At 36.1% G+C, this 23,502-nt stretch carries 27 protein-coding genes and 3 pseudogenes; 23 read left to right on the forward strand and 7 right to left on the reverse strand.

Annotated elements, in window-relative coordinates; genetic code table 11:
• Window positions 1-66 precede the first annotated feature (66 nt).
• The 4 genes and pseudogenes from A5867_RS04775 to A5867_RS04790 form a co-directional block, all read left to right on the forward strand.
• Window positions 67-663 (forward strand): annotated as a pseudogene (locus A5867_RS04775) (HAD-IC family P-type ATPase); the annotation flags it as partial.
• A gap of 63 nt (window positions 664-726) precedes the next feature.
• Complete coding sequence (locus tag A5867_RS04780) at window positions 727-963, forward strand: heavy-metal-associated domain-containing protein (RefSeq protein ID WP_005225223.1); 237 nt, start codon at window positions 727-729, stop codon at window positions 961-963.
• Between the two features lies 1 nt (window position 964).
• Window positions 965-1,516 carry a DNA starvation/stationary phase protection protein gene (locus A5867_RS04785; protein ID WP_087626984.1) on the forward strand — a complete coding sequence of 184 codons (552 nt, stop codon included), beginning with the start codon at window positions 965-967 and terminating at the stop codon, window positions 1,514-1,516.
• A gap of 16 nt (window positions 1,517-1,532) precedes the next feature.
• Complete coding sequence (locus A5867_RS04790) at window positions 1,533-2,225, forward strand: Crp/Fnr family transcriptional regulator (RefSeq protein WP_005225225.1); 693 nt, start codon at window positions 1,533-1,535, stop codon at window positions 2,223-2,225.
• Between the two features lie 110 nt (window positions 2,226-2,335).
• Here A5867_RS04790 and A5867_RS04795 read toward each other — a convergent pair whose 3' ends face one another.
• From A5867_RS04795 to A5867_RS04810, 4 genes are all read right to left on the reverse strand, one after another.
• Complete coding sequence (locus A5867_RS04795; RefSeq protein WP_087626985.1) at window positions 2,336-2,710, reverse strand: Rep family protein; 375 nt, start codon at window positions 2,708-2,710, stop codon at window positions 2,336-2,338.
• Window positions 2,711-2,721: 11 nt separating this feature from the next.
• Window positions 2,722-3,912: a MobV family relaxase gene (gene mobV / locus A5867_RS04800; protein ID WP_087626986.1), complete on the reverse strand. Its 1,191-nt coding sequence runs from the start codon at window positions 3,910-3,912 to the stop codon at window positions 2,722-2,724.
• 113 nt (window positions 3,913-4,025) lie between these two features.
• The gene (locus tag A5867_RS04805) at window positions 4,026-4,646 is read right to left on the reverse strand and encodes a CadD family cadmium resistance transporter (protein WP_005237707.1); all 621 of its coding nucleotides are present in this window, start codon (window positions 4,644-4,646) and stop codon (window positions 4,026-4,028) included.
• Between the two features lie 400 nt (window positions 4,647-5,046).
• The gene (locus A5867_RS04810; RefSeq protein WP_086293246.1) at window positions 5,047-5,241 is read right to left on the reverse strand and encodes a hypothetical protein; all 195 of its coding nucleotides are present in this window, start codon (window positions 5,239-5,241) and stop codon (window positions 5,047-5,049) included.
• 270 nt (window positions 5,242-5,511) lie between these two features.
• On the opposite strand from A5867_RS04810, the pseudogene A5867_RS18310 reads away from it, so the two are divergent.
• The 7 genes and pseudogenes from A5867_RS18310 to A5867_RS04845 all read left to right on the forward strand — a co-directional run.
• Window positions 5,512-5,808 (forward strand): annotated as a pseudogene (locus A5867_RS18310) (IS110 family transposase); the annotation flags it as partial.
• A 126-nt stretch (window positions 5,809-5,934) separates the two neighbouring features.
• Complete coding sequence (locus A5867_RS17895; RefSeq protein ID WP_170924071.1) at window positions 5,935-6,372, forward strand: hypothetical protein; 438 nt, start codon at window positions 5,935-5,937, stop codon at window positions 6,370-6,372.
• A gap of 254 nt (window positions 6,373-6,626) precedes the next feature.
• Complete coding sequence (gene mobL, locus A5867_RS04825) at window positions 6,627-7,304, forward strand: relaxase MobL (RefSeq protein ID WP_249270014.1); 678 nt, start codon at window positions 6,627-6,629, stop codon at window positions 7,302-7,304.
• A 105-nt stretch (window positions 7,305-7,409) separates the two neighbouring features.
• A complete protein-coding gene (locus tag A5867_RS04830) occupies window positions 7,410-7,553 on the forward strand; it encodes a hypothetical protein (protein ID WP_242596012.1) in 144 nt (47 codons plus the stop codon).
• Window positions 7,554-7,835: 282 nt separating this feature from the next.
• Window positions 7,836-8,261: a hypothetical protein gene (locus A5867_RS04835; protein WP_086293244.1), complete on the forward strand. Its 426-nt coding sequence runs from the start codon at window positions 7,836-7,838 to the stop codon at window positions 8,259-8,261.
• A gap of 303 nt (window positions 8,262-8,564) precedes the next feature.
• Window positions 8,565-8,807 (forward strand): hypothetical protein, encoded by a 243-nt coding sequence (locus A5867_RS18150; RefSeq protein ID WP_010750033.1) that lies wholly within the window; start codon window positions 8,565-8,567, stop codon window positions 8,805-8,807.
• 345 nt (window positions 8,808-9,152) lie between these two features.
• Window positions 9,153-9,296, forward strand: coding sequence for a putative holin-like toxin (locus A5867_RS04845; protein ID WP_249270015.1), 144 nt, complete (start codon window positions 9,153-9,155; stop codon window positions 9,294-9,296).
• A 401-nt stretch (window positions 9,297-9,697) separates the two neighbouring features.
• On the opposite strand, the gene A5867_RS04850 is transcribed toward A5867_RS04845, so the two are convergent.
• Window positions 9,698-10,027, reverse strand: a complete 330-nt coding sequence (locus A5867_RS04850; protein WP_087626988.1) for a hypothetical protein — start codon at window positions 10,025-10,027, stop codon at window positions 9,698-9,700.
• 374 nt (window positions 10,028-10,401) lie between these two features.
• Here A5867_RS04850 and A5867_RS04855 point away from each other — a divergent pair, with 374 nt between their 5' ends.
• From A5867_RS04855 to A5867_RS04880, 5 genes are all read left to right on the forward strand, one after another.
• The gene (locus A5867_RS04855; RefSeq protein WP_086293238.1) at window positions 10,402-10,827 is read left to right on the forward strand and encodes a thioredoxin family protein; all 426 of its coding nucleotides are present in this window, start codon (window positions 10,402-10,404) and stop codon (window positions 10,825-10,827) included.
• A gap of 647 nt (window positions 10,828-11,474) precedes the next feature.
• Window positions 11,475-11,789, forward strand: a complete 315-nt coding sequence (locus tag A5867_RS04865; protein WP_086293236.1) for a metalloregulator ArsR/SmtB family transcription factor — start codon at window positions 11,475-11,477, stop codon at window positions 11,787-11,789.
• Window positions 11,790-11,802: 13 nt separating this feature from the next.
• Window positions 11,803-12,882, forward strand: coding sequence for an ACR3 family arsenite efflux transporter (gene arsB / locus A5867_RS04870; RefSeq protein ID WP_086293234.1), 1,080 nt, complete (start codon window positions 11,803-11,805; stop codon window positions 12,880-12,882).
• 17 nt (window positions 12,883-12,899) lie between these two features.
• Window positions 12,900-14,567: an FAD-dependent oxidoreductase gene (locus A5867_RS04875; protein ID WP_086293232.1), complete on the forward strand. Its 1,668-nt coding sequence runs from the start codon at window positions 12,900-12,902 to the stop codon at window positions 14,565-14,567.
• Window positions 14,568-14,688: 121 nt separating this feature from the next.
• Window positions 14,689-15,045: a hypothetical protein gene (locus A5867_RS04880; RefSeq protein ID WP_223597931.1), complete on the forward strand. Its 357-nt coding sequence runs from the start codon at window positions 14,689-14,691 to the stop codon at window positions 15,043-15,045.
• 210 nt (window positions 15,046-15,255) lie between these two features.
• Here the strand turns inward: A5867_RS04880 and A5867_RS04885 are convergent.
• A pseudogene (locus A5867_RS04885) lies at window positions 15,256-16,446 on the reverse strand (IS256-like element ISLgar5 family transposase).
• A gap of 257 nt (window positions 16,447-16,703) precedes the next feature.
• Between A5867_RS04885 and A5867_RS04890 the strand changes: the two are divergent.
• A protein-coding gene (locus tag A5867_RS04890; protein ID WP_087626990.1) for an IS982-like element ISEfm1 family transposase occupies window positions 16,704-17,611 on the forward strand; the annotation gives its coding sequence in 2 pieces (ribosomal slippage) (window positions 16,704-17,160 and window positions 17,160-17,611; 909 coding nt in all).
• A gap of 55 nt (window positions 17,612-17,666) precedes the next feature.
• Window positions 17,667-18,164 (forward strand): GNAT family N-acetyltransferase, encoded by a 498-nt coding sequence (locus A5867_RS04895; protein ID WP_002295755.1) that lies wholly within the window; start codon window positions 17,667-17,669, stop codon window positions 18,162-18,164.
• A 36-nt stretch (window positions 18,165-18,200) separates the two neighbouring features.
• Here A5867_RS04895 and A5867_RS04900 read toward each other — a convergent pair whose 3' ends face one another.
• On the reverse strand, window positions 18,201-18,884 hold the full coding sequence (locus A5867_RS04900; protein ID WP_144772177.1) for a PHP domain-containing protein: 684 nt from the start codon (window positions 18,882-18,884) through the stop codon (window positions 18,201-18,203).
• A gap of 306 nt (window positions 18,885-19,190) precedes the next feature.
• Here A5867_RS04900 and A5867_RS04905 point away from each other — a divergent pair, with 306 nt between their 5' ends.
• The 5 genes from A5867_RS04905 to A5867_RS04925 are packed head-to-tail and all read left to right on the forward strand — an operon-like array spanning window position 19,191 to window position 23,501.
• Complete coding sequence (locus A5867_RS04905; RefSeq protein ID WP_087626992.1) at window positions 19,191-19,943, forward strand: amino acid ABC transporter permease; 753 nt, start codon at window positions 19,191-19,193, stop codon at window positions 19,941-19,943.
• 35 nt (window positions 19,944-19,978) lie between these two features.
• Window positions 19,979-20,791, forward strand: coding sequence for a transporter substrate-binding domain-containing protein (locus A5867_RS04910; protein WP_087626993.1), 813 nt, complete (start codon window positions 19,979-19,981; stop codon window positions 20,789-20,791).
• 12 nt (window positions 20,792-20,803) lie between these two features.
• Window positions 20,804-21,514, forward strand: coding sequence for an amino acid ABC transporter permease (locus A5867_RS04915; protein ID WP_087626994.1), 711 nt, complete (start codon window positions 20,804-20,806; stop codon window positions 21,512-21,514).
• The gene (locus A5867_RS04920; RefSeq protein WP_003125420.1) at window positions 21,511-22,257 is read left to right on the forward strand and encodes an amino acid ABC transporter ATP-binding protein; all 747 of its coding nucleotides are present in this window, start codon (window positions 21,511-21,513) and stop codon (window positions 22,255-22,257) included. The genes A5867_RS04915 and A5867_RS04920 overlap by 4 nt, the downstream gene beginning before the upstream one ends.
• A 23-nt stretch (window positions 22,258-22,280) precedes the next feature.
• Window positions 22,281-23,501: a PLP-dependent aminotransferase family protein gene (locus A5867_RS04925; RefSeq protein ID WP_005470347.1), complete on the forward strand. Its 1,221-nt coding sequence runs from the start codon at window positions 22,281-22,283 to the stop codon at window positions 23,499-23,501.
• Window position 23,502 lies beyond the last annotated feature (1 nt).

Below are 23,502 nucleotides of genomic sequence, written 5' to 3' on the forward strand. Positions count from 1 at the left end.
AAGCGGAAACTCAGATTTTTAAATCTGGGATTTTCCGCTTTTTTGAGTTCTTGAAAAAAAAAGAAGAGTATTGTATTAACGGCAGTTGATCGTAAGTTAATTATTTTAATGGGAATCCGTGACCAAGTTCGAGCAGGTGTTAAACAAGACCTACAAAAATTAAAATCACTTGGTGTTAAAAATCTCACTGTATTATCAGGGGATAATCAAGGCACAGTTAATTTAGTTAAAAAGGAGCTAGGATTATCCGAGGCTCATGGCGATATGTTACCTGAGGACAAGCAAGCGTTTCTAAAAGAAAGACAGTCTACTGGTGAAATTATTGCTTTTATTGGTGATGGTGTGAACGATAGCCCTTCTCTAGCTACTGCAGAAGTAGGGATTGCTATGGGAAATGGGACAGATGTGGCTATTGAAAGTTCAGATATTGTTCTAATGAATTCCAATTTTAATCGTCTCCCCCATGCTTTAGGTTTAGCTAAAGGGACATATGCGAATATGAGACAAAATATTCTAATTGCTGTTGGTGTGGTGATAATATTATTGGTTAGTTTAATATTTAGTGAATGGATGTCTATGTCGATAGGTATGTTAGTTCATGAGGCGAGTATTTTAGTAGTTATTTTAAATGCAATGAGATTAAGAAGATATCAATTAAGATAATTGATCTATGTCAATTATCTTAAAAGAAATGTCCTGTATAATTTATTTAAAGGAGTGATAGATATGACTAAAGCAACATTAAAATTAGAAACATTAACTTGTCCATCATGTTTACAAAAAATTGAAAGTGGTTTAAAACAGACAGCTGGTGTAGAAAAAGATTCTGTAAAAGTACTGTTCAATGCAAGTAAGGTAAAAGTAGATTTTGATGAAGAACAAGTCAATTTGAGTACAATTGAAAGAGCTATTGAAAACCTAGGATATTCAGTTATTAGTTCAAAAGTAAAGGAAGGTGTATAAAATGACAACAGTAAATGAAAGACAAGAAAAATTAGCTGCTGAAAAAGCATATAAAGAACACATTCATCATACCAAGATTAATGATGTAGCTGTCACGGATCATATACTTGCTAATATCCATACCTTACATGTAAAATTACATCAATATCATTGGTATGTAAAAGGCACAAATTTCTATTCATTGCATAGTGTTTTTGAGAATTTATACAATGAGAATGAGACATGGTTTGATAAGATTGCAGAACGTTTACTAGCTTCAGGATTTAAGCCAGCTTCAACAACTACTGAATTTCAGGAATTTACAATAATTTCTGAAGATCCGTCTGAAAAATATTATTCTGCTGAAGAAATGGTCATACAGTTAGTAGAAGATTTTAGGACTAATCGTGAATTTACCGTTCGTGCAATGCGTTTAGCACAAGAAGAAGCAGATGATGCATTAGAAGATTTACTAATTAGTTATAAAGATTACTTAGATATCAATATTTGGCAACTTCAAGCCTTTGTTAACAAGGATGCGTTAGAAGATGATGACTATATAGATAACGATTAATTAGGAGGAAAGCTGTATGGCACACCATCACCACCATAGTCATATAGATTGTATACGTTTAGTTCCGATTTTTAATCACCTAAATGAAGAACAAATGAGTTTAATTGCGCAATCAGCGCAAGAAGTACATTATGCAAAGAATGCGTTGTTATTTGGAAATGGTGATAAAGATGACACACTTTATATTATAAATAATGGGCGTGTACGTGTTTATAACTTAAATGAATCTGGTCGTGAACAAACTGTACGCATATTAAATCCTGGTGATTTTATGGGAGAAGTGGCTATTTTTCAAACTGAAAGTTACCATTCTAATTATGCTGAAGCAATATCAGAAGTGAGCATATGTAGAATTCATAAAAAGGATATGGATGACTATTTAGGCGCTTACCCAGAAATTATGAGAAGAATACTATCAGATGTTACGAAACGTTTACAGGTATCAGAAAAGCAAACGATGCAGGTTGGTATGGAGCAAGTAGAGTCTCGTATTATTGATTTTCTATCAGAATACGTTGAAGATGAAGAAAACCATACTTATGTGACTTTACCAATGTCGAAAAAAGATCTAGCCTCGTACTTGGGTACAACCCCAGAAACAATAAGTCGTAAGTTCTCATCATTGGAAGAGAGAGGTTTAATTAAACAGCATACTCAAAAATATGTTGAGATATTTGATTTAGATAAGTTATTATTTGCATCAAGTTAAGTTAAATGGTTCTGTGTCAAATAGTATTGGTCACCAACACTATTTATCATAGAACCCAATTTTTTAGTACAATGATCCATGGTGATATCCTTTCTTGGTGTAGTTTTGTTTTAGAAGCCTAGAAAGTCAGCATAATTATCAATCTCATTTTCGTAAATATAAGTGGCAATATCTTTCATCACACTTATTTTATTTGTTTTCGTTAATTCAAAATAACTTTCAACATCAGCACCACCATGACCAACTATTTCATCACGTGAATATTGATATTTTTCAGGATTATCCAAATGAATAAAATATCTAATCATTCCACGTCCTGAACCAACTTTTTGTGGTGCAGGCACATTCAAAGGTTCAATAATTTTCTCAACTGCTTTTAACGTAATCGGCCCATCAGCCGATAACATTACATGCCAATGCGGTTTTTTGATCGTTCCATCAGGATTGAAATCTTTATCATGCAAGGGACTTTCAATCCAACGCATATGCGTTTCGTCTAAAATCTCTCGTCAATTTTTTGGCGCACTCTCTGGATACACAATAAATGCCCAAACTCTTTCACTTCACTGACAACACATTCTACTAGCGTTTTTATCTGTTCAGCCGTTACACTCTTAGATTTCTCAAAGAAAGCCGTAAAACCTCTGTAAATGCCCTTAATTTCGTTTTTAAGCGACTTATTCTCTTTTTCTAAATCTTCAATTGTTTCAATATTCCGATTACTCTTACGCACTAAATCATTGTATTCTTTCACTAATTCGCTATATTTCCCTTTAACTTTAGTGATTTCTTTAGGTAAATCAGTTTCCACATATTTCTTTAATCGCTCATTTGAGCTATATAAATCTTCATAGCCTTGTATTAAAGCATTTAATTTATCTTTAGGAATAATCACATTTCCTGTTTTACGTTCTTCATTTTTCATAAATTCATGTCGCAACTTACCAATATCAATGGTTTCGCCACTTGGTACTTTGACCGTTTTCGTTTCGTCTTTTAAATCTAAACTCTCTTTCTTGATTGTTGGTGTTTTATCGTTCGATAACGCTAAAACTTCTGACTTCCGCTGTTCCAGCGTGGTAGTCATCTCTTTCAATTCGTCTTTCGCCTTTTTATATTCAGACACAGTTAAATTTTTACGCTCTGACCCTTTTTCGCCACGTTCAAGGTTAAACCCTCGCTCTTGCAAGTACGTTGGCAACTCGTCTTGTACCGCCTGAAAGGCTTGTCGATTAAAGACTGTCTTTGCAGATAGCTTATGTTCAGCGTTAAATGGCACAATCCCTAAGTGCATATGAGGTGTCGTTTCGTCCAAGTGAACTTGAGCGTAACGAATATTATTATCGCCAAATTTTTCAGCGAAGTAATCTTTCGCCTGTTCGAAAAAATCTTTAATTTCTTTATCGTCTTTATCTTTAAAAAATTGGTTGTCAGAAGTTATGATCCATTCGTTTATTAATACAGCATCTTTTCTGACGGCATGACTACTTGATTTGTTATCGTTAATAAATTGCTGAATATCCGTTTTGTAATTGTCTGTGCGATTGACCAAATCATAATTCAAATACGAGCGTTCCGTATCAATATCTTTGTTTGAATGATTGTCAGTTAACCGTTGATTATGATTACCCATTCCGACTAAATTTCCAGCTTTCATCTTTTGCATTCTTGCGACTAAATAACTCATCATAAGTCCTCCATTCTTTGGTTTGGCGAATTAGCGGTAAAAAAACGTATCTGAGGTTTGAGGTTAGGATTCAAAAAAATATAAGAAAAGCCCCATTTAAGGGGCTTTTTTATCTATAAAATAAAGTTCAGAAAAGTCTCAATCGTGCCACTTTCATACATGATGTATAGTCCAAGTGGAATGAATACTAAGGGCACAATGATTCGCTCGTATTTTTCAATTGTCTCGGATATTAACGGAATAGAAGATAGCACCCGACTAAGCTCGCAAAAGATAATTATGCCGATTGCAAACACAAGCAACGCCACGAGGGTCTGTGACCAATCTAACGAAGCAAAATAAGGTATATAGATACCTAAATTATCTCCGCCAGACGCAATTGTCAGCAATGTGACTGTCCAAAACAGTTGATTTGCCTTGCTTTGTTCTAATCTTTCAATAATTTCTTCCTCTTCTTCTTCCTCACCTTCTCCAACAATTGCAAAGCGAATCCCTAAATAGATAGGGATTAAACCAAGCAATCCAACCATCCATGCTTCAGGCACGAAATTGACGACATAAGCAGCAACTAAACTCGCCCCTACAAGTAAGCCAGTTCCTAGATATTGCCCCGCATAAATATGCCATTTCTGTTTATTCTGTGATAGCTGTGCAAATAAAATAATTAAAATAATTAAATAATCGATACTGGTGGAAATATAAACACCAATAGCAGATATGATTGTCTGTCCCATAAAAAAACCTCCTGTATTAGTCAGTAATAAATCAGCAGATTTTAGGAGAGCACAGACACATTAATTTAGCTATCGCTAATGGGTAATGTCGAACGTAGGAAAGCATTTTACTCCTCCTCAAAACGTAGTTACAAAGTAATTTCTAACTGGAATTCGGTGACTACTTCCTTGTAAAGTATAACCCACTATACTTTACAAGGTAAAGTGTGGGCTCTCCGAGGGGTCTTGCAGACGGCTCTGTCGGCTCTTTTGAGCCGAGTATCAGCGCACCCTTATGGTGCATTTAGCTGATACCTGTTTGACGTTTTGCTACTCTACCTTTTCGGTAGGTATGCAAACCTCAAACCAAAATAAAAACCCCCTTCGACTTTCGTCAGGGGGCTTTTATATTTAAGTGCATTTAATTTTGAAGATTACCCCCAAAATATAGACCAAAAACATCGATATTATTATTAATGGTTTGATGAAAACGAGTGATATTTTTGAACGTAAATTCATCACTATGATTTTCAAAGTATCTTCTTAACTGAATAATATTTTTTAAATCATTATCTGCAACAACAGTTAATAATTCATCTTTAAATTTACCAGTCATCTCTCAAAAATCTCCTAGCTATTTTTCTTCTTTAAGCACATACCGTCAATCATCTTGTTGATTGCTAAAGTATTATTATTAATTGCCACGTCAAACCATTCATGTGATTTTTGAATACAAATCATTAAAAATTGTAATTATTATATTGATTTTTGGGATTCTTTTCCAGCTGGAATGGACGAGTTAGCGAAAATTTTTAGAATGGTTGTCATGGGTGAAGATACCGTAAAAGGAATTGCATTAACTATGGAAATATTGCGGATGCTGCGACTATAGCTAAAGAAGCCTTAGAGGCGTTCTGTGACTTACTACAAGAAGAAGGAAAAGGTTGCTTTAAAGATCCAGAAAAAATTGCCAAATCATTCAACGTGCATTTACCATGAGTTATCGTTTAGGTAGACTTGCACAAGAATCCATCAATGTCGTTCTAAGTGTTCTTGTACGTGAAATTCGTGCGCTTGAAAAGAACATCAAAGACTTGGAAAAGCAATCAAGCAATTATTTGTCGGCATTCGAGAATATCAATATTTGCCCGGTGTTCCAGGTATTGGAAAGGTGTACTCCACTTAATTAATCGTTGAAATCGGTCAAATTGAACGATTGGAAAATCAAACCAAAATTTCTGATATCGAAAAGACGAGTCAGTTGATTGAATCGAAAATTGACGAACTAAAAAAAGGTGTGTGAGATAGCATGTCAAAGAAACGAATTCCGGTATTTTTAGACACGGAACATGAAGATGCTTTGAAAGAATTAAAAACCTATCTGCCCGTTGACGAGGATATTAAAGACAGTCCGATGATTCGATATGCACTACTTGAATTACTTAATCGGGTGAGAAAAGAAATAAATTTCGAAAAAAAAGTATTGGATTCTTTGTCATTATTAGAGATTATGACCAATGCAAAATTGGAGCAAGATCATACCAAAATACAAGAACTTTTTTCTTCTGATGTTTATCAAGAAGCAGTCACAATGAGTAAGAAAGTTGTTCGAAATAAGAACTATCGCTTCAAAAATAGGAAGGACGAATCAAAGAAAGAAGAAAAGAAAAAGGTCAAATCTGTTCAAGAAGATGTCAAAAAAGAACGTGATTTTAATGATATTGTTTCCCAATATTTACCAAAATAATTGAGGGTTGATGATGGCACCTAGGTGGTACTTTTTGTAAAAAGTGCCACCTAGGTGCCATCGGTAGTGGTATCTGGGTTTCACTAAAAAAGCCTCAATGATATCACTTTGAAATCTCTTAAAACCCAATAGGCACAGCCTATTTTCCACCTTCTAACTAGAAGGTGGGGGTATCTACCTTATGCTCTTTCATTGTTCTAACTCTTTTAGGCACTCACAAGATTCATAATGATTAAATAGCTGGAGGTTTTCTCATGCCAAGATTTACTTTAATAATTGAAAACGAGCCATTGGTTGCGTACCTCGAACAGCGAGCTAAGAAACAAACCTTTAATACAGGAAAGAAAGTCACTCGAAACGAAGTGATCAATCAGATTCTTCAAAATGAAATGATCAATGACCTAACGAATAAGAATGACGATCCTAGTCAATCATTTGAAGGTTATTTGGATTATATGGATCGAAAAAATGCGTTACTCGCTCAATTAAAATTGACAGCTGAAGAAAGAGTATCATTAGGTGAGATCTACAAACGTCTCGCTGATTATTCGACTTTATCAAAAGCGCAAATTGAGATCATGCAAAAAGAAACGCAAGAAAAAATATGGTCGCTGAATACAGGGATGTTTGATTTCAACAATGATGATTTGACGCAACAAGAAGTTGAACAATACAAAGAATTATTCGATCGAGCGAACAAAAATGAATCTGTATTGTTTCAAGATGTGGTGTCTTTCGATACAAAAGCATTGATTGAAGCAGGCATTTACAATCCATATTCAAATGAATTAAAAAGGGAACCGTTGATCATGGCCGGTAGAAAAATGATGAACGTCCTTTATGAGAAAGAAAAATTAAATGGATCAACAATCAGTGTCGGCGAAATCCATTACAACACGGGGCACTTTCACGTAAGTTATACCGACAGCTAACGTTAAAAAATACCAAAATCCCATTGTTATCGCCCACTTTCTTTGAATAGTTTTTACTTTCAAACTGTTTAATAAATTTTATCATAGACAAGAAGAACTAAAGATGTGTCTGAGCAGCGTGCGAATGAATCCAACGAAACAGCTGAAAAAAACAAACCAACACCGCCGCCGCTACCAAAACAAGAAACGGATCCATTTGCACAAAGCAGTTCGGCAATTGATGTGTCAAATGATGATTTACCTTTTTAATTATACAAAAGCCAATGATTGCAGAAATAAAACTCAAAAAAGTGCCAACGTTTGGTAACGTTGGCACTGAGAGAGTTGAAAATAAAAGGTGCACTTATTGGATTTTTTAACCTCATATAATCAACATAGCTTTAGCTTACTATTTTGGTAATAGCTAGTCAATTTCTAAGTGTTGAAGAATAAATAATGATTGTTGGATCGTTCAAAATAGATTTGTTGATTAAAAAAATTCCTCATGGTATTTTTAAAATGTAAAAATATTTATAAGAAGGAGTTAATTGCATGAAAAAATTGATGGTTATGTTACTTGCGTTAGGATCTTTTATGGTATTTTCACATGAGGCAAATGCTTCTACGGTTACTGATAGCGCAGAGATAAATGGTAATAGTGCAAAAGTAGAAGTGAACGATGAACAGTATTTAGAATTTGAAAAGGGGTATTTAGGTTCTTTAGAAGGGATTTCAATCGAACCAGAAAAAAGTAACAATAACGATTCTAGTTTTATAGCCGCAGCTGTTGTCCCAATCAGATCGTATAACAAAACAATTACAATGACCTTCAGCAATACAAATTTTCCATCAAGTACAAAATATAGTGAATATAAATATAATGCTTGGTACAGAGGAACTTTGACTTTCCAATCATCTAAAAAAAGTGGAAATTCTTACATTGCAACTTATTCAGGTGCATTATTTATTTCTAACTAATATTAGAGTTTGATTCTCTGATATAAGTTAATCTATAAAAAGCCCACGATGATTCTCTCGTGGGCTTTTTCGTGTCTAAAAAACAAATGACAATAGTATAAGCTACACCTTCGTCTTAGCCAAAGCCTGTATGAGTAAACCATACTCATACAACAGTGACTACTTTAATATGAAAAGAGGAAAAACGTTCGATTATTTGATGTTCACCAATTTGAATTACCTGAAAAAAAGGTGATTGATTGGGATAAAACCAAAAGAGAGATCGGATCGATGCTCTCTAGTTATCTTGTTTCAAGAGAAAGGATGGGATTGACGAGGATGCCGCCGATCCATTCTACGTATTCGCTCTTAGACCAAGATATACCAGAAATCAAACACTCTAGCTTTGTTCAAGAAAATCAGCAGTTCAAACAAGAGTTTCTTTATGTTCACCATTTATTTTCTTTGGGTCTGACGGCCACTAGCCATCCATATAAACCAGAAATCACCGATCGGAGACGAAAGATTTTTTTGATGCGTTTTGTCTACGGATTATCAATCATGTGAGCGATCGGATCCATTATCAGAAAAATGTGATCGTCGATGATTCTCAATCCAGCTTACTGCAGTTTGCGAATGCTTTGTCTATTTTAGCTTTAAAAGAACAAGAGATCTCTGCCTGATGCTGGTACTTTTTTCTATTGATCACTTCGGGTTGTGTCCACAACACGGTTTCTGAAGGAGCGGTGGTGGTGGCTGGAGCGACTGAAGGAACAAGCTTATTGGCTTAAATAATGTTGATAAAAAACGCTAAAAACCTTGATAAATATAGGTTTTCAGCGTGGGTTATGGTATAATATGAGTACAGTAAAGTTTGTGACGGTGGCTATCTTTTGGAAGGTGGTGATGCTTATGAAAGTAAGTGTTCACTCTTTAGAAAGGAGAAGCTTTTTGTCTGTAGCTGAAGCATTAGGGCTAATGATTAGTTTCGGTTCTTTAATCGCAACGACCATCTTTGGCATCCTAACAGCAGTGAAAAATGACAAAAAAAAATAACCGTCTACTTTAGCAGGTCACGGTTATTTTCGTTTAAATAATAGTACTGCCACCGTCTTAAACGGTGCTGTAGGGGAGTTGTTAGCGCAACTCCTCTTTACATAGTTAGTATAGCAAGATTTCAGTGAAATATCAACCTTTTGCTCTACAGATGTGCCTTGCACGTCTATTTTTTTTGCCCTCCTAAGTGGTGGAAACGGCTGGAACGTAGAGGGCAAAAAAGATCGCTTTTCTTTCTTAAAAAAAGGCCTAAGTACCACCATTGTTTCGTAATTTAACAAACTATTTCCTCGGTATTCTAAATCCATCAGGTACTTGAAATACCTTTCATACGCATGAAGAAACTGAGTGAACAATGAAAAATTCTGAGACATTGAATAGAGCTACTGTTAAATAATGAATTATATTTTGTCTACCTGAATTTTGTTTTTTGAAGTTTCCAAAAAATAGTTATCAATATAAAACTTGATTTTCTCAAAGTCCCTCTCTAAAAATAAAATTGTAGGTACCTTAATAACAGGTAGATTGCGTTTATTAATGAATGCTACAAAGGAATCTGGGATAACAAGTATATCGACAGTATCTTTATCTTCTGGGTAACCTGCTGTTACATTATAATATTCAGAAAAATAAGCTAATAAATCATCTATATTACGTCTAGCGTGAGTAGCGAATATTGTAGTTGTTCCTATACCAGAATTTGAAGTTAGCGTAAAACATATTTTCGACATAGTTTAATCCCCTTTTTTTATAGTATAACACTAAATTTAAATTTGAGAAAGGGGTTACAATATCATGAGATTAAAACATTTTATAAAATAACATAAAAATAGATGATGCTAAATTGGATAAATACCAAGTGTCTTGAACATATTGTTTGAAGCAAAATAAATTTTACTTTTTAGAATAAAAACGATGTATGTAATTAAAATAAAACGTATTATTAATACAGCTCGTTAAATAATAAATCCTTTATAACTAATGAATCAAGTTGATAAAAGGTAGTTTAATCCTTGCAAAAAAATTGATAGAATTGAGGACGTATTTGAAAAAAAAGGAAATGGAAGACGTTTGCTGGTACTGTTGCAAAGGCATGTAATCCTTAATGAGAATAGTAATTAAAGTTATTTCAAGTATTTTTGCTTTGACCTCGATTTTGCTTGTATTATTTTTGTTTAAAAATCAGTTGACCTCTGGATCAGTATTTTCATATAGTTATTATGAAAAAGAAATCTCTGCAAAAACTTCAGTGACTACTAAATCAGATATTAATAACTTTGACTATGTACTATTTACAAGAGAATCTTGTCCGTATTGCAATGCATTTGCCCCTAAACTATTTTTATCTTCTCAATATGAAGATAAAAAATTCTTGATTATAGATACGGACACAAAAGAAACTAATCCTTCTACTTTATGGTATATTAATGAGTTAGAGATAACCGAAGTTCCAACTATAGTAAATATGAAAACTAAAGAGCGCTTCTCTTATACCGATCAAATTGGTAGCATAAATAATTTTTTAGAATAGAGGTTGATTTGATGTTAGAAAATATCGGTTTTTTTCTTACTGTTGTCCCATTTTTGCTACAAGTGTTTTTGTTACTTATAGTCTATAAAAAGGATAATAATCGAGAAAAATATAAAAATTACTTACTTTATATTATTACTATATTGAATATCATTTCAGTTCTTGCATTTTCTGTAATGCAAGGATACCTTGTAGATGCGTACGTAATTGAATCAACATACGTAATGTTCGTCCCTGCAGTCCTAACAGGAATCGCTGCTTTAATTACATTTATAAAGATCTAATTAGAAAGAGGACAATTATTGTTCTCTTTTTTGTTAGGATAGGGTGCTCTTAATATTGTCGATTCATTGTGCCGCTAAGACAAAAATAGATGAGAATAATATGGTTTTCTATTTTCAAGTTTAATACAAAAGGGTCAGAAACTTAAGGGTTTATGAGCTCTCTTTGATTGCTATAACTATAAAGGAGTTCAAGATAGAATATTCTTTAACAGTTTTTCTATGCTAAATTAACCTATAGTGAGAGTACTAACTATGCTATTAATTCCTATTTACTTAGAAATTATGAGTAAACAACTTGACCTTATATAGATGGTTGTCTATATTACATATATAGACAACCATCTATATAAGGAGGGTCGAAGAATGAATTATGAATCTCTTTCATTAGTATTAAAATCTCTAGCGGATCCAAATCGTATGAAAATAGTAGATGTGCTTTCTTGCGGTAGTTTGTGTGCATGTGATTTACTTGAATATTTTGATTTTACGCAGCCTACACTTTCTCATCATATGAAAGTACTTGAAAAAGCGGGTGTCGTTTGTGTAAGTAAAAAAGGGCAATGGCACCATTATTCATTGAGGGAAGAATTTGTTGTAGAATTTATGGAATCTATTCAACAATTACTTGTAAATAATGAAGACAACTATGTATGCAAAGTAAAAGAAGAATCTAAGTAGGAGGAAAGTAAAAATGAAATCAAAAGGTAAAGCTGAAGGGTTAGGCTTTTTTGAAAAGTATTTAACTCTATGGGTAATTTTGTGTATGATAATCGGAGTATTGATTGGACAGTTTGCTCCAGCTATCCCTGTTACATTAAGTCAATTTGAGTATTTTCAGGTCTCAATTCCAACGGCTATTTTGATATGGTTGATGATTTATCCTATGATGTTAAAAATTGATTTTACCAGTATTGTTCGTGCTGCTAAAAAACCTAAGGGATTAGTTATCACGTGCGTTACTAATTGGCTTATTAAACCGTTTACGATGTATGGCATTTCAGCACTCTTTTTTTATGTGATTTTCCAACAATTGATTCCAATAGAACTAGCAAAAGAATACGTCGCTGGTGCGGTTATTCTAGGAGCTGCACCCTGTACAGCGATGGTTTTTGTGTGGAGCTACCTAACAAAAGGTGACTCTGCCTATACTTTGGTTCAAGTCGCAATCAACGATTTAATTATCCTAGTATTATTTGCACCTATTGTTGCTTTTTTGCTAGGCGTTGATAATGTAAGTGTCCCTTTAGCCACTTTATTACTGTCAACTGTTCTATTTGTAGTTGTTCCACTGTTTTTAGGCTTCATTACTCGAGTGTTGATCATAAAAAAAAGAGGTTTAACCTATTTTGAAAATGTCTTCTTGAAGAAATTTGATTCAGTGACGATTATTGGTTTATTACTAACTCTGATCATTATTTTCTCCTTCCAAGGTGAAAGAATTATTTCCAATCCATTGCATATTTTATTGATTGCAATTCCTTTAACGATTCAAACGATTTTAATATTTACAATTGCTTATAGTTGGTCAAGAGTTTGGAAGTTGCCACATAATATTGCTTCTCCTGCTGGAATGATAGGAGCAAGTAACTTTTTTGAGTTGGCAGTAGCGGTATCAATATCACTTTTTGGATTACAGTCGGGAGCAACTTTAGCAACAGTCGTAGGCGTACTTGTGGAAGTGCCAGTTATGTTACTTTTAGTTAAGGTTTCTAATAAAACAAAAGACGGGTTCATAAATCCGGAATCTTTGAGTGAAATCAAGAACGTATAAAGGATAGGTGTGGAGAAATGAAAATCATCATTATTGGATCTGTCGCCGCTGGAACAAGTGTCGCTGCAAAAGCAAGAAGGAATACTGAAGATGCAGAGATTGTTTTGTATGATAAAGATATGGATGTGTCTTACGCAGTTTGTGGGATTCCATATGCAGTGGGGGGAGAAGTGGAAAACTTTGATGAACTGACGCCTCGTAATGCTGAATGGTTTAAAAAAAGGTACGACGTAGATATTCATACCTCTCATGAAATAACTCAGGTTGACTATGATAAAAAATTGGTTCACGGAATCAATCTAATTACAAAAAAATCATTTACCAATAATTTTGATGTTTTAGTGTTGGCCACAGGATCGGTTTATAATACCCCAGAAATATTTGTTAATAGACATTTTGAGAATGTTTTTCAGGTGAAAAACATTTCGAGTGGGAAAAGTATCAAGAAGTTTGTAGATGAAAACGAGCCAAAAAAAGCAGTTGTCATTGGTGCTGGATATATTGGTTTAGAAATGGCCGAGCAGTTGCAGAGACTAGGTCTTGAGGTCTCGTTACTTCAACGAAGTAAATATCCCATGTCCCATTTAGACTGGGACATGTCTTCAAGAATCATTAATGAAATGAAAAGGAAAAACATTGCCTTTTTCCCAGAAGAAACCGTCAGAAAAGTTAACGGTGATGGTCGTCTGAAGTCTATTGAAACGGCTAAAGGAACTATCTTTTCGGCAGATATTTTTGTATTAGCTACCGGAGTAAAGCCGAACACCGCATTAGCAAAATCCATGGGAATTAAATTAGGAATTACCGGAGCTATAGAAGTAAACGATAAGTTAGAAACCAATCTTCCAAATGTTTATGCTGTGGGTGATGTTGCAGAAAGTTTTGATTGTATAACTAGGCTACCTATTTATCGACCTTTAGCTTCAACAGCCAATAAAATGGGAAGGATCGCAGGAGATGTTATTACAGGTGGCAATCTACGACACAAGGGAATCTTAGGAACTGGTATTTTACGATTCTTTGATTTAACAATTGCTCAAACTGGTCTCACAGAAAAAGATGCTTTAGCAAATAATATAGCTATTACTACTTTATATAATATTAAACCTAATAAGCCGGACTATATGAATGGTAAAGAAATGGTGATCAAAGCAATCGCAAATAAAGAAAATGGGAAGATACTTGGGGCTCAAATCATAGGTTATGATGGGGTAGATAAGCGGATCGATGTGCTTGCTACTGCTATTTCATTTGGCGCAACTGCTGAAGATTTATTTCACTTGGATTTAGCATATGCTCCACCTTTTTCTACAACAAAAGATCCCATTCATTATACTGGGATGGCTTTGAACAACGATATAAATAATGATACCCCGTTAATGACCCCTATAGAGCTATTGAGAAGAATTGATGGCGGCGAAAAATTACAAATTATTGATACCAGATCAAGAAAACAGTTTGAAACTTCGAAAATTGAGGGAGCAATTCACATACCTTTAGCTGAGTTAAGAGATCGATATGAGGAATTGGATAAAGAATGTGTGACAGTAACTTATTGTAATAAAGGCGTTACTGGAAATGCAGCACAAAATATTTTACTGAACAAAGGATTTAAACAAGTTTATAATTTATCCGGAGGAAATAAAAACTATCAAGAAGTTTGTGAAACGATACAAAAATTATGATAGAATTCTAAATATTGGAATAATTAGGAAGAAACTTATTTTGAGGTTTGATGTAACATTTGTATTTTTTTTCAAGCTTCATTTTTTTATATATTATGGACTATTAGAGGTGAAATTGAAGATGGTAGATTTAACTAAAATTGAATACCGAGTTTTGATTTCATTATATGAATGCGAGGGAGGGATAACAAAACGTAACTTTGTAAAAAAATACCCAGAATTTAAGCTGAATACAGCTTATTTAGTTATTGATCGGCTAGTAGACAAAGGGTACTTAGAAATGAATTACTCAAAAAAAACTGAATTATCAGAAAAATTGTTTAGTCCAATCAAATCAATAACTGACTTCTATTCTGATATGTTTGGTATTTGCGCTGTTGATCGTACGGTGAAAAAAGTAATACGTGAACTAACTGATTATAGTCAAACAAGTTTTATTCTAGATAAAATAAGAGAAGCAAAAAGATATGCAAAATAAATTTATATAGTTGGAATGAAAAGGTAAAATCTCATACTTATAGTCTTGGTATACAGTCAAAAAGAAATGGAGAAATGTCTATGGGACTTTTACATTTGCTTTATGTAATATTGTATTCAATTATAGTAATTAGCTTACTTATTTCCTATGATTTATTTGGGGAGCGTCAATAATTTTGTGTAAATGATTCTTCCCTACTGCAGATTGTTTCTAATTCTCAATCAGTTGGCTTAGCATTTGTTCAAGTTCGCCTTCGGCCTGTTGAAAGCCTTTATGACTGTGACCTAGGAATTTTTGATTGTAAGTATCAAAAGACGAGACTAAGAAACGTTCCATCGACTCTTCGTTTTGGAACTGTTCCTTGCGGTGGCTGTATTTCTTGATTTGCTTATTAAAGGATTCAATCAAGTTCGTAGAATAAATACTCTTGCGTATGGCCAAGGGGAAATCATAGAAAGTGAGCAAGTGATCGTTCGAAAGAATCGATTCAACCACTTTTGGATAGCTGGTTTTCCATTTTTCCGCAAAAGCACCACGTGCTTCCAACGCCACCTCTTTAGATGAGACTTGATACACCATTTTAAAATCATCACAGACTTCCTTACGATCATCGACACGCACTTTGTGACTGATATTACGGGAAACGTGTACACAACAATGTTGAAAACGAGCTTTGGGATAGAACCGACTAATCGCTCCTACCATCCCCTTTAAGCCATCCGTGATGAACAGGAGGACATTTTTCAAACCGCGCTCTTGAAGGTCCAATAAAATTTCCTCCCAAATCGTGATGGATTCAGTCGGTGCAATCGCATAGCTCAATACTTCCTTTGATCCGTCCGGGCGAATGCCAACTGCGATATGAATAGCTTCCTTGGCGACGGTTTTCCGCTTTAACGGAATATACGTTGCGTCCATATAAATAGCAGCATAACGGTCATGAAGCTCCCGCCCTTTAAACGCCGTTACCTCTTCTGTAAATGATTTTGTTATATTGGACATGGTTTGGGGCGTGTAGTGATGCCCATACATTTTCTCAATCAAGTCTGCGATTTACGACATGGTAATACCTTTTCGGAAGAGGTGAATGACGGTCTCCTCTAACGTGTCATTCATCCGTCTATAAGCAGGAACAGTCTGTTGCTTGAACTCACCATTGCGGTCGCGCGGAATCTGGAGATGAAGTTCCCCATACTCGGTCTTGACCGTACGGTCATAGGAGCCGTTACGAGAATTACCCGTGTTAAAACCAATGCGATCATACTTTTCGTAATCTAGGAAAGCCGTTAACTCCGTTTTGAGAAGCGTATTGACTGCTTTCTCCAAATGGACACGGAATAATTCATTCAAATCGCCTTTGTTCGCTAGAGTCTTTAGAATTTCTGTAGTAAAATCATTCATAGGGAAGTCCTCTCTTCTGTGAATGTGTTGTGGTAACTCTATTCTACAGAAGGGACTTCCTTTTTTCTATTTACACAAAATATTTTACACTCTCAGATTTTCCACCAACACTAAATATTATAGAACCTAAAAAATTAAAGTATTTTACCCGTGGTGCTAGTTAATTTTTTCCTAGAGGAAAATGTCTAAACATGTTGGTAAATCAACAAAAAAACGCATATAGTAGTCTCAAAACTCCCAAGAAATGAGGACTACATATGCGTTCATCAAAATATACTGAACATTATACAGATACTTTTATAACATTCAAGGAAATTATGAGAACTGTTTCTAACATATACCACAATTGTGTACCAGATAAGATTAAAAACCGAAGAAATACTGATCAACTGAAGCAACGCGATACAGTGATTATTGCTTGTGTTATATGGGGCATAATTAATGGCTATACTAGCCAAAGAGCCACGTATAGAGCGGTTTGTTCCGTCTTATTTCCTAATGGTGACTTTCCTAGTAGGAGTCGATTCACTCGCTTAAGTTCAAACTTAGCTTACACTATCAAGATTATTCGATACTTTTTCATCAAGAAGCTCACCAAAAGTGAACTAGTCGGAATTATAGATAGTTTTCCTAGTCCATTATGTAAACCAGTTAGAAATAGACAAGCAAAACTATTGAATCAAATAGCCAAAGTTGGCTATAACTCAACAAAAAATCTTATTTTTATGGTCTTAAAATTCATATGATCGTTACTAAGACTGGCTTTCCGATTACTTACTCAATCACGAATCCAGGTGTCCATGACGTGAAAGTGTTAGAGACTTTATCGGAAGAAGCGAATCTTCCCAATATCCTAGGGGACAAAGGATATATTAGCCATAAAATCCATGAAAAGCTTGCCCTTAAGGGCATTACTATATCCGTTCCGCCACGTAAAAACATGGATAAATCAGAAAAACTAGACCACAGCTTACTTGGAAAACAAAGAAAAACAGTTGAGACTGTTTTTTCTTCCTTAGAAAAATTAGGTTGTCAAAATTTCAACTCACGTTCTGTTAAAGGGCTAGAGAGTAGATTTGAAAGCATATTACTGGCTTACAGTGTTCTATTAAGTCGAGCACAACGACGTTTTGAAGGAACTTTGAGATATTCTTTAGGATATTAAAATTAACTAGCACCACGGGTGATTTATAGTATACTATGTCAAAAGGAGGAGTTAGATGAACAATCAAATCACACTAGCGTATTTAGATTATGATGATCTAGATGCTTTACAAGTTGTAAGTGTTGTCAGTTTTTATGAATCGTTTATCGATGGCGCAGATCCACTTGATATGCAAGGATATTTACAGACACAATTGACAACTGAAATATTGGCAGTAGAATTGGCACAGTCAACCAGTAAATTTATTGGTATTAAGGATCATCAAATACTCATTGGTTATATGAAAGTCAATGATGAAAAAGATGCTATAGAGATTCAACGGCTCTATCTGCTCAAAGATTATCAAAACAAAGGGTTAGGGCAACGGTTACTCGATGAAGCGAATCGTTATGCTAAAACGAAACAAAAACGTTATTTACGTTTGACTGTTTATGAAAAAAATCATGCAGGTATTCGTTTTTATGAACGTCATGGATTTAAAAAAATCGGGATCAAACATTTTCCTTTAGGAAAACAAGATCGTATTTGTCCGATTTTAGAAAAAGAAATCTAAAAAAACGTCCTCACTTTTGATGCTGAGGACGTTTTTTTAGACTGGTAATGGAACCATAATTCGCTTTCCTTTTTGATAAATCGCTAATTCCGTCACACCTTTTGCTTTTAACAGAGCAAAAAGATCATCGAAATGGAAACGGAAATGTTCAAGGTAATGCCCATCTGATCCAACACTAAACAAGGTACCACCACGTGAAAGATATAAATCGATGACATATTCATATAACGCTAAATTGTCATACAAGTAAGCGCTCTTAGCATTTAATTCGAATGCCAATTTATTTTTGATTACTTGATCTAGAATCGGTAAAAACTGCGCTTCATATTGTTTAAATTCAGCAACGGATAGACCAAATACCCGAAAACCATAGTCAAAATGAGCAAAGACATCTGCTTCTATAACAACTAGTGCTTCTGAAAGTTGTGCAAAATACTGAGGAATCACAATAGCAGGATCCATATCTTTGACTTCGTCATCTAAATAATCAAATTGACCATTATGATGCACACTGAGTAATTTTAAATCGTAATCTTTATCGGCTAAATAGTCGATGATCCGATCCTTTTCAGAAGCGATGTAACCGATTTCGATGCCTTTTAAAACACGATTGCCAAAACGCTTATTTAAGCTATCGATTGTTTGACTGTACATTTCATAATCGGGGATATCATCGACTTTATTAACAGGATTGGCTAAGTCAAAATGTTCAGTTGTCACGACGTAACCATCGTAGTTTGTTAAATAGTCCTCATTTCTTGGGAGTTTTGAGACTACTATATGCGTTTTTTTGTTGATTTACCAACATGTTTAGACATTTTCCTCTAGGAAAAAATTAACTAGCACCACGGGTAGTATTTTATATTCTTATATTAAAAAGAAAGATGCCGTTTGCATCTTTCTTTTTTTAGTTAAAAGGGAGAATTTATAAAATTAATGAAGTTTTAGTAATGAATCTATTGAAAAATTTTTTTCCATTAGTAATATTGTCTAATAATCAGAATATTCAGAAAAAGGAGGGGCAATATGTCGGAATTTTTTCAGTGGAAATTAGTTTGGGAATATTTTCCAAAGGTTTTAAGTGCTTTGCCGGTTACGTTGATGATAGTAGCAGTGGCGTCGATTACAGGATTGCTTTTAGGGATTTTACTTGCATTTATTCGTGTCGAAAAAGTGCAATTTCTGAGTCAACTGGCGGCAGTCTTCGTTTCATTTATTCGAGGCACACCGATATTGGTTCAACTGTATGTTGTGTATTATGGTGTACCCGCCTTATTACAAATGATTCAAATCGATGTTTCCTCATGGAATAAAATTATTTTCATCTATATCACCTACGGATTAAATACTGCTGCCTTTCAGTCTGAAACTTTCCGGGCTGCGATTCTAAGTGTACCGGTCACACAGAAGGAAGCGAGTATTGCTTGCGGATTGACGAAAACACAAATGTATCGACAAGTGATTTTACCGCAAGTTGTCCGTGTCGCATTACCTGCATTTGGTACAACTACGATTGCACTGCTGCAAGACACATCGCTGGCTTTTACCATTGGGGTAGTGGATGTTGTCGGCAAAGCGCGAGCGATAGGCGCAGTGACCTTCCATACACTTGAAGGCTATGTCGGTGCGGCGATCTTGTTTATTACCTTAAGCTTCCTCTTAGAACGTGTTTTCACCGGTCTGGAACGTCGGATGAGTTTTTCGAAAACAAAACAACAAACAGCAAAAGTACCACTGATATCATGGACCAAAAAACAGCAAAAAATCAAAACAACATAGGAAAATTTTGGGTAGAGGGAAAGGGAGGAATTCAAATGAAAAAAACGATTTTAGGTGCAATTACATTGGTGACACTTTTGGTTTTAGGGGCTTGCGGAAGCAGTTCTGCCGACACTGCAAGCAGTGGAGCAAGTGATGCAACAGAAATCAAGGTGGGTACTGGGAATGAAGCATTGCCATATGCTTATTTAGACGAAAATGGTGAATATGATGGCTATGATGTCGCCGTCGTTAAAGCAATCGACGAAAAATTAATTGATTATACCTTTACCTTTGAAGGAGCGGATTTCCCAACGACGTTATCAAATTTAGAAAGCAATAAAGTCCAGATGGCTGCCTATGAATATGAAGTCAATGATGAACGGAAAGAAAAATTCGTCTATGGGGATGTTGGGTATGTGGTCTGGGATACGTATATTGTCTCTGATCCAGATGCCGGTACGGTCTACGATAGCTTCGAAGATTTAGCAGGAAAAAAAGTCTATGTGACGACTGCTACTAACCAAGCAGCAATGGCTGAGGCTTATCTGGCAGAAAATCCCGATGCTTTTGAATTGGTTTATGGGGAATACAACAACGAGCAAATCGTACAAGCAGTCACTTCAGGTGCGGTCGATGCAACGTTAGCACCAGAATATCAAGTCGATAATTGGAACAATTCATTTAGTGAAAATCTAGAGATCGGCAGCGAACCAGTCCACAACTCAGATGCCTACTTATTGTTCAACAAAGAAGCTGACCAAGACTTTATTGATGCGGTCAATACAGCATTAGAGGAATTGAAAGCAGATGGAACGATCAAAGAATTATCAGAAAAATATCTAGATGGGGATTACGTCCCAGAATAGGGAGGAATGGCGATGAGTTTTCAATTGTCTATTATGATCGAAGCGCTGAAAACAGCAAGTCATTATATTGGTACGACGCTTTTTATGGCGTTGACCGCACTAGTCATTGGCGCGGTGGTTGGGTTGATCATCGCCTTGATTCGTCTGTATAGGATCAAGATCCTCGCACCAGTGCTGCAAGTGATTGTCACGGTCTTAAAAGGGGTCCCAGTGGTTTTAGTGATTTTAGCGTTATATCTTATTTCTGCTAAACAGTTTGATATTTGGGCGGAGTCGATGCATTGGACTTTGCGATTTAAAGATTTCAACATGGTTTGGATAGCGATCGCCGCCTTGAGTTTAATGTCTGCTATCAATAGCAGTGAGATTTTCAGGGGCGCATTTGCGGCAGTCAAAAAAGGGCAGTTCGATGCAGCCAAATCGCTCGGCATGACGAACTTACAAGTCATCCGTCGTGTGCTGTTCCCGCAAGCCTGGCCGATTTCATTGCCCATGTTCAGTAATTTGCTGATCTCGTTGGTTAAAGCGTCGGCCTTAGCTTCCATGGTCAGTGTTGTCGATGTTTTTGCGGCAGCTAAAATCACGGCCCAGCAAAATTATCGGTTTTTAGAAGCGTATGTGGCTGTTGCGATCATTTATTGGCTGATTAGTTTGGTCATCGAAAAAGGGGCACAATTACTGGAAAATCGGCTGTTGCGCAAACTAAGGAGGGCCGCATTATGATGAAAGTAACGGATATCCATAAGCGATTCGGCAAACAAGAAGTGTTAAAAGGGATTGATCTTGATGTCGCTAAAGGCGAAGTAGTCGTCTTATTGGGGCCTTCCGGTTCGGGAAAAACGACCTTCTTGCGTTGTCTTAATTTTTTGGAACGAGCAGATCAAGGTGTGATTCAATTGGGAGAAACCACCACCACATTGCACAAAGCAAGTAAAAAAGAAATATTGACCCATCAACGGCAAACAGCGATGGTTTTCCAAAATTATGCCTTGTTTCAAAATAAAACAGCCAAAGAAAATATCATGATGCCATTGATCGTGACCAAAAAACAAAGCAAAGAAACTGCCCTGCGAACAGCAGAGGCTTTGTTGGATCAAGTCGGTTTGTCTGAACGACAAGATTTTTATCCTAGCCAACTGTCAGGTGGACAACAACAGCGTATCGGGATTGCCCGTGCGTTGGCGTTGAATCCTAAGGTCATCTTGTTTGATGAACCTACCTCGGCATTGGACCCGGAACTAGTGGGACAGACATTGGCGCTGCTCAGAGAAATTGCGGAAGCCGGTGCGACCATGGTATTGGTGACCCATGAAATGAAATTCGCGTATGAAGTAGCAGACAAAGTCGTTTTCATGGAGAATGGACATATTGTTGAACAAGGCACACCGCAACAAGTATTCGAGGAAACCAAAGAAGAACGAACCAAAGCCTTTTTAGCCCGCTTTACCACACAGCTGGCCGGCTAACAACTATGTAGGGAGGAAATAGAATGGCCTATCAATTCGCACAACGTATCATGACATTAGAAGCATCTCCATTAAGAGAGAATGCAAAAAAAAATATGGAGTCTGCAGCAGCTATTTCCTTTGCTTACGGATTTCCACCGACAGAAGCATTTCCAATGGCTACATTGAAAGAGATCTCGCAAAAATTATATAACGAAGCGGACCCAGAGTCTTTCTTGCAGTATGGGGCATCAGAGGGGTATCCGCGCTTACGGACCTTGATCAAAGAACGTTTGCGTCAATTGTCAAATATCGATAACGAAGAGGAGGTGCTGGTGGTTTCGGGCTCGACCCAAGCCATGGATTTGGCGGTAAAAGTCTTTTGTAATGAAGGCGATGTGGTGTTATGCGAGGAGCAAACATTTTCCGGTGCGGTGAATGCTATCAAAGGATATGGGGCGATACCAGTGCCGGTACCGATGGATCTTGCAGCAGAATCAATGGATCTTGACGCTTTAGAAACAATCCTCAAAACAGACGCAAGAGTGAAAATGTTGTATCTGATCCCCACTTTCCAAAACCCTTTAGGCACATCAATGCCATTGGAAAAACGTAAAGCCATTTATGCATTGGCATGTCAATATGATGTGCTGATTTTTGAAGACGATCCTTACGGTGAGTTGTTGTATGAAGGTACACCGATCCCTAAGATGAAAACATTAGATACCGAAGGACGAATCATTTATGCGGGATCTTTTTCAAAAATTTTGGCACCCAGCAGCCGGATTGGTTTTATGATGGCTGCTGGTCCTGCAATGGAAAAATTGATTTTGGCCAAGCAATCCGCCGATTCCCACACCAATTTTTATTGGCAAGTGGTATTGGCCGAATATATGGATCATCATGATTTCGAAGGTCATGTGGCCCAATTGACCTTGTTGTATCAAGAGAAATATGCCCGCATGCTGCAAGCATTACAGGCACTGCCAACGGATAAGCTTACCTTTATCAAACCAACAGGCGGCTATTTTATCACCTGTTTCCTATCGACTGAGATGGACGCAGAGCGGTTCTATGATTACCTTGATGAGGCGAAAGTTGCGGTCATTCCAGGCAATATCATGAGTGTTGCGGGAAAAGGCTATGAGCATTCATTTCGGCTGAATTTTACGAAGCCGACATTGGCACAGATCGATCAAGGGATCGCTTTATTAGGTGATGCGTTGGAATACGCTATGCCGCCAGCATATGAAGGGGTCATTTAGG

This window comes from Enterococcus sp. 6D12_DIV0197 (genome assembly GCF_002174385.1).
GTDB classification, from domain to species: domain Bacteria; phylum Bacillota; class Bacilli; order Lactobacillales; family Enterococcaceae; genus Enterococcus_D; species Enterococcus_D casseliflavus.

Coding starts and splice junctions, on each gene's coding strand:
- A5867_RS04780 (WP_005225223.1), top strand. CDS start 727: ATGACTAAAGCAACATTAAAATTAGAAACATTAACTTGTCCATCATGT.
- A5867_RS04785 (WP_087626984.1), top strand. CDS start 965: ATGACAACAGTAAATGAAAGACAAGAAAAATTAGCTGCTGAAAAAGCA.
- A5867_RS04790 (WP_005225225.1), top strand. CDS start 1,533: ATGGCACACCATCACCACCATAGTCATATAGATTGTATACGTTTAGTT.
- A5867_RS04795 (WP_087626985.1), bottom strand. CDS start 2,710: ATGCGTTGGATTGAAAGTCCCTTGCATGATAAAGATTTCAATCCTGAT.
- mobV (WP_087626986.1), bottom strand. CDS start 3,912: ATGAGTTATTTAGTCGCAAGAATGCAAAAGATGAAAGCTGGAAATTTA.
- A5867_RS04805 (WP_005237707.1), bottom strand. CDS start 4,646: ATGGGACAGACAATCATATCTGCTATTGGTGTTTATATTTCCACCAGT.
- A5867_RS04810 (WP_086293246.1), bottom strand. CDS start 5,241: ATGACTGGTAAATTTAAAGATGAATTATTAACTGTTGTTGCAGATAAT.
- A5867_RS17895 (WP_170924071.1), top strand. CDS start 5,935: ATGTCAAAGAAACGAATTCCGGTATTTTTAGACACGGAACATGAAGAT.
- mobL (WP_249270014.1), top strand. CDS start 6,627: ATGCCAAGATTTACTTTAATAATTGAAAACGAGCCATTGGTTGCGTAC.
- A5867_RS04835 (WP_086293244.1), top strand. CDS start 7,836: ATGAAAAAATTGATGGTTATGTTACTTGCGTTAGGATCTTTTATGGTA.
- A5867_RS18150 (WP_010750033.1), top strand. CDS start 8,565: ATGGGATTGACGAGGATGCCGCCGATCCATTCTACGTATTCGCTCTTA.
- A5867_RS04845 (WP_249270015.1), top strand. CDS start 9,153: ATGAAAGTAAGTGTTCACTCTTTAGAAAGGAGAAGCTTTTTGTCTGTA.
- A5867_RS04850 (WP_087626988.1), bottom strand. CDS start 10,027: ATGTCGAAAATATGTTTTACGCTAACTTCAAATTCTGGTATAGGAACA.
- A5867_RS04855 (WP_086293238.1), top strand. CDS start 10,402: ATGAGAATAGTAATTAAAGTTATTTCAAGTATTTTTGCTTTGACCTCG.
- A5867_RS04865 (WP_086293236.1), top strand. CDS start 11,475: ATGAATTATGAATCTCTTTCATTAGTATTAAAATCTCTAGCGGATCCA.
- arsB (WP_086293234.1), top strand. CDS start 11,803: ATGAAATCAAAAGGTAAAGCTGAAGGGTTAGGCTTTTTTGAAAAGTAT.
- A5867_RS04875 (WP_086293232.1), top strand. CDS start 12,900: ATGAAAATCATCATTATTGGATCTGTCGCCGCTGGAACAAGTGTCGCT.
- A5867_RS04880 (WP_223597931.1), top strand. CDS start 14,689: ATGGTAGATTTAACTAAAATTGAATACCGAGTTTTGATTTCATTATAT.
- A5867_RS04895 (WP_002295755.1), top strand. CDS start 17,667: ATGAACAATCAAATCACACTAGCGTATTTAGATTATGATGATCTAGAT.
- A5867_RS04905 (WP_087626992.1), top strand. CDS start 19,191: ATGTCGGAATTTTTTCAGTGGAAATTAGTTTGGGAATATTTTCCAAAG.
- A5867_RS04910 (WP_087626993.1), top strand. CDS start 19,979: ATGAAAAAAACGATTTTAGGTGCAATTACATTGGTGACACTTTTGGTT.
- A5867_RS04915 (WP_087626994.1), top strand. CDS start 20,804: ATGAGTTTTCAATTGTCTATTATGATCGAAGCGCTGAAAACAGCAAGT.
- A5867_RS04920 (WP_003125420.1), top strand. CDS start 21,511: ATGATGAAAGTAACGGATATCCATAAGCGATTCGGCAAACAAGAAGTG.
- A5867_RS04925 (WP_005470347.1), top strand. CDS start 22,281: ATGGCCTATCAATTCGCACAACGTATCATGACATTAGAAGCATCTCCA.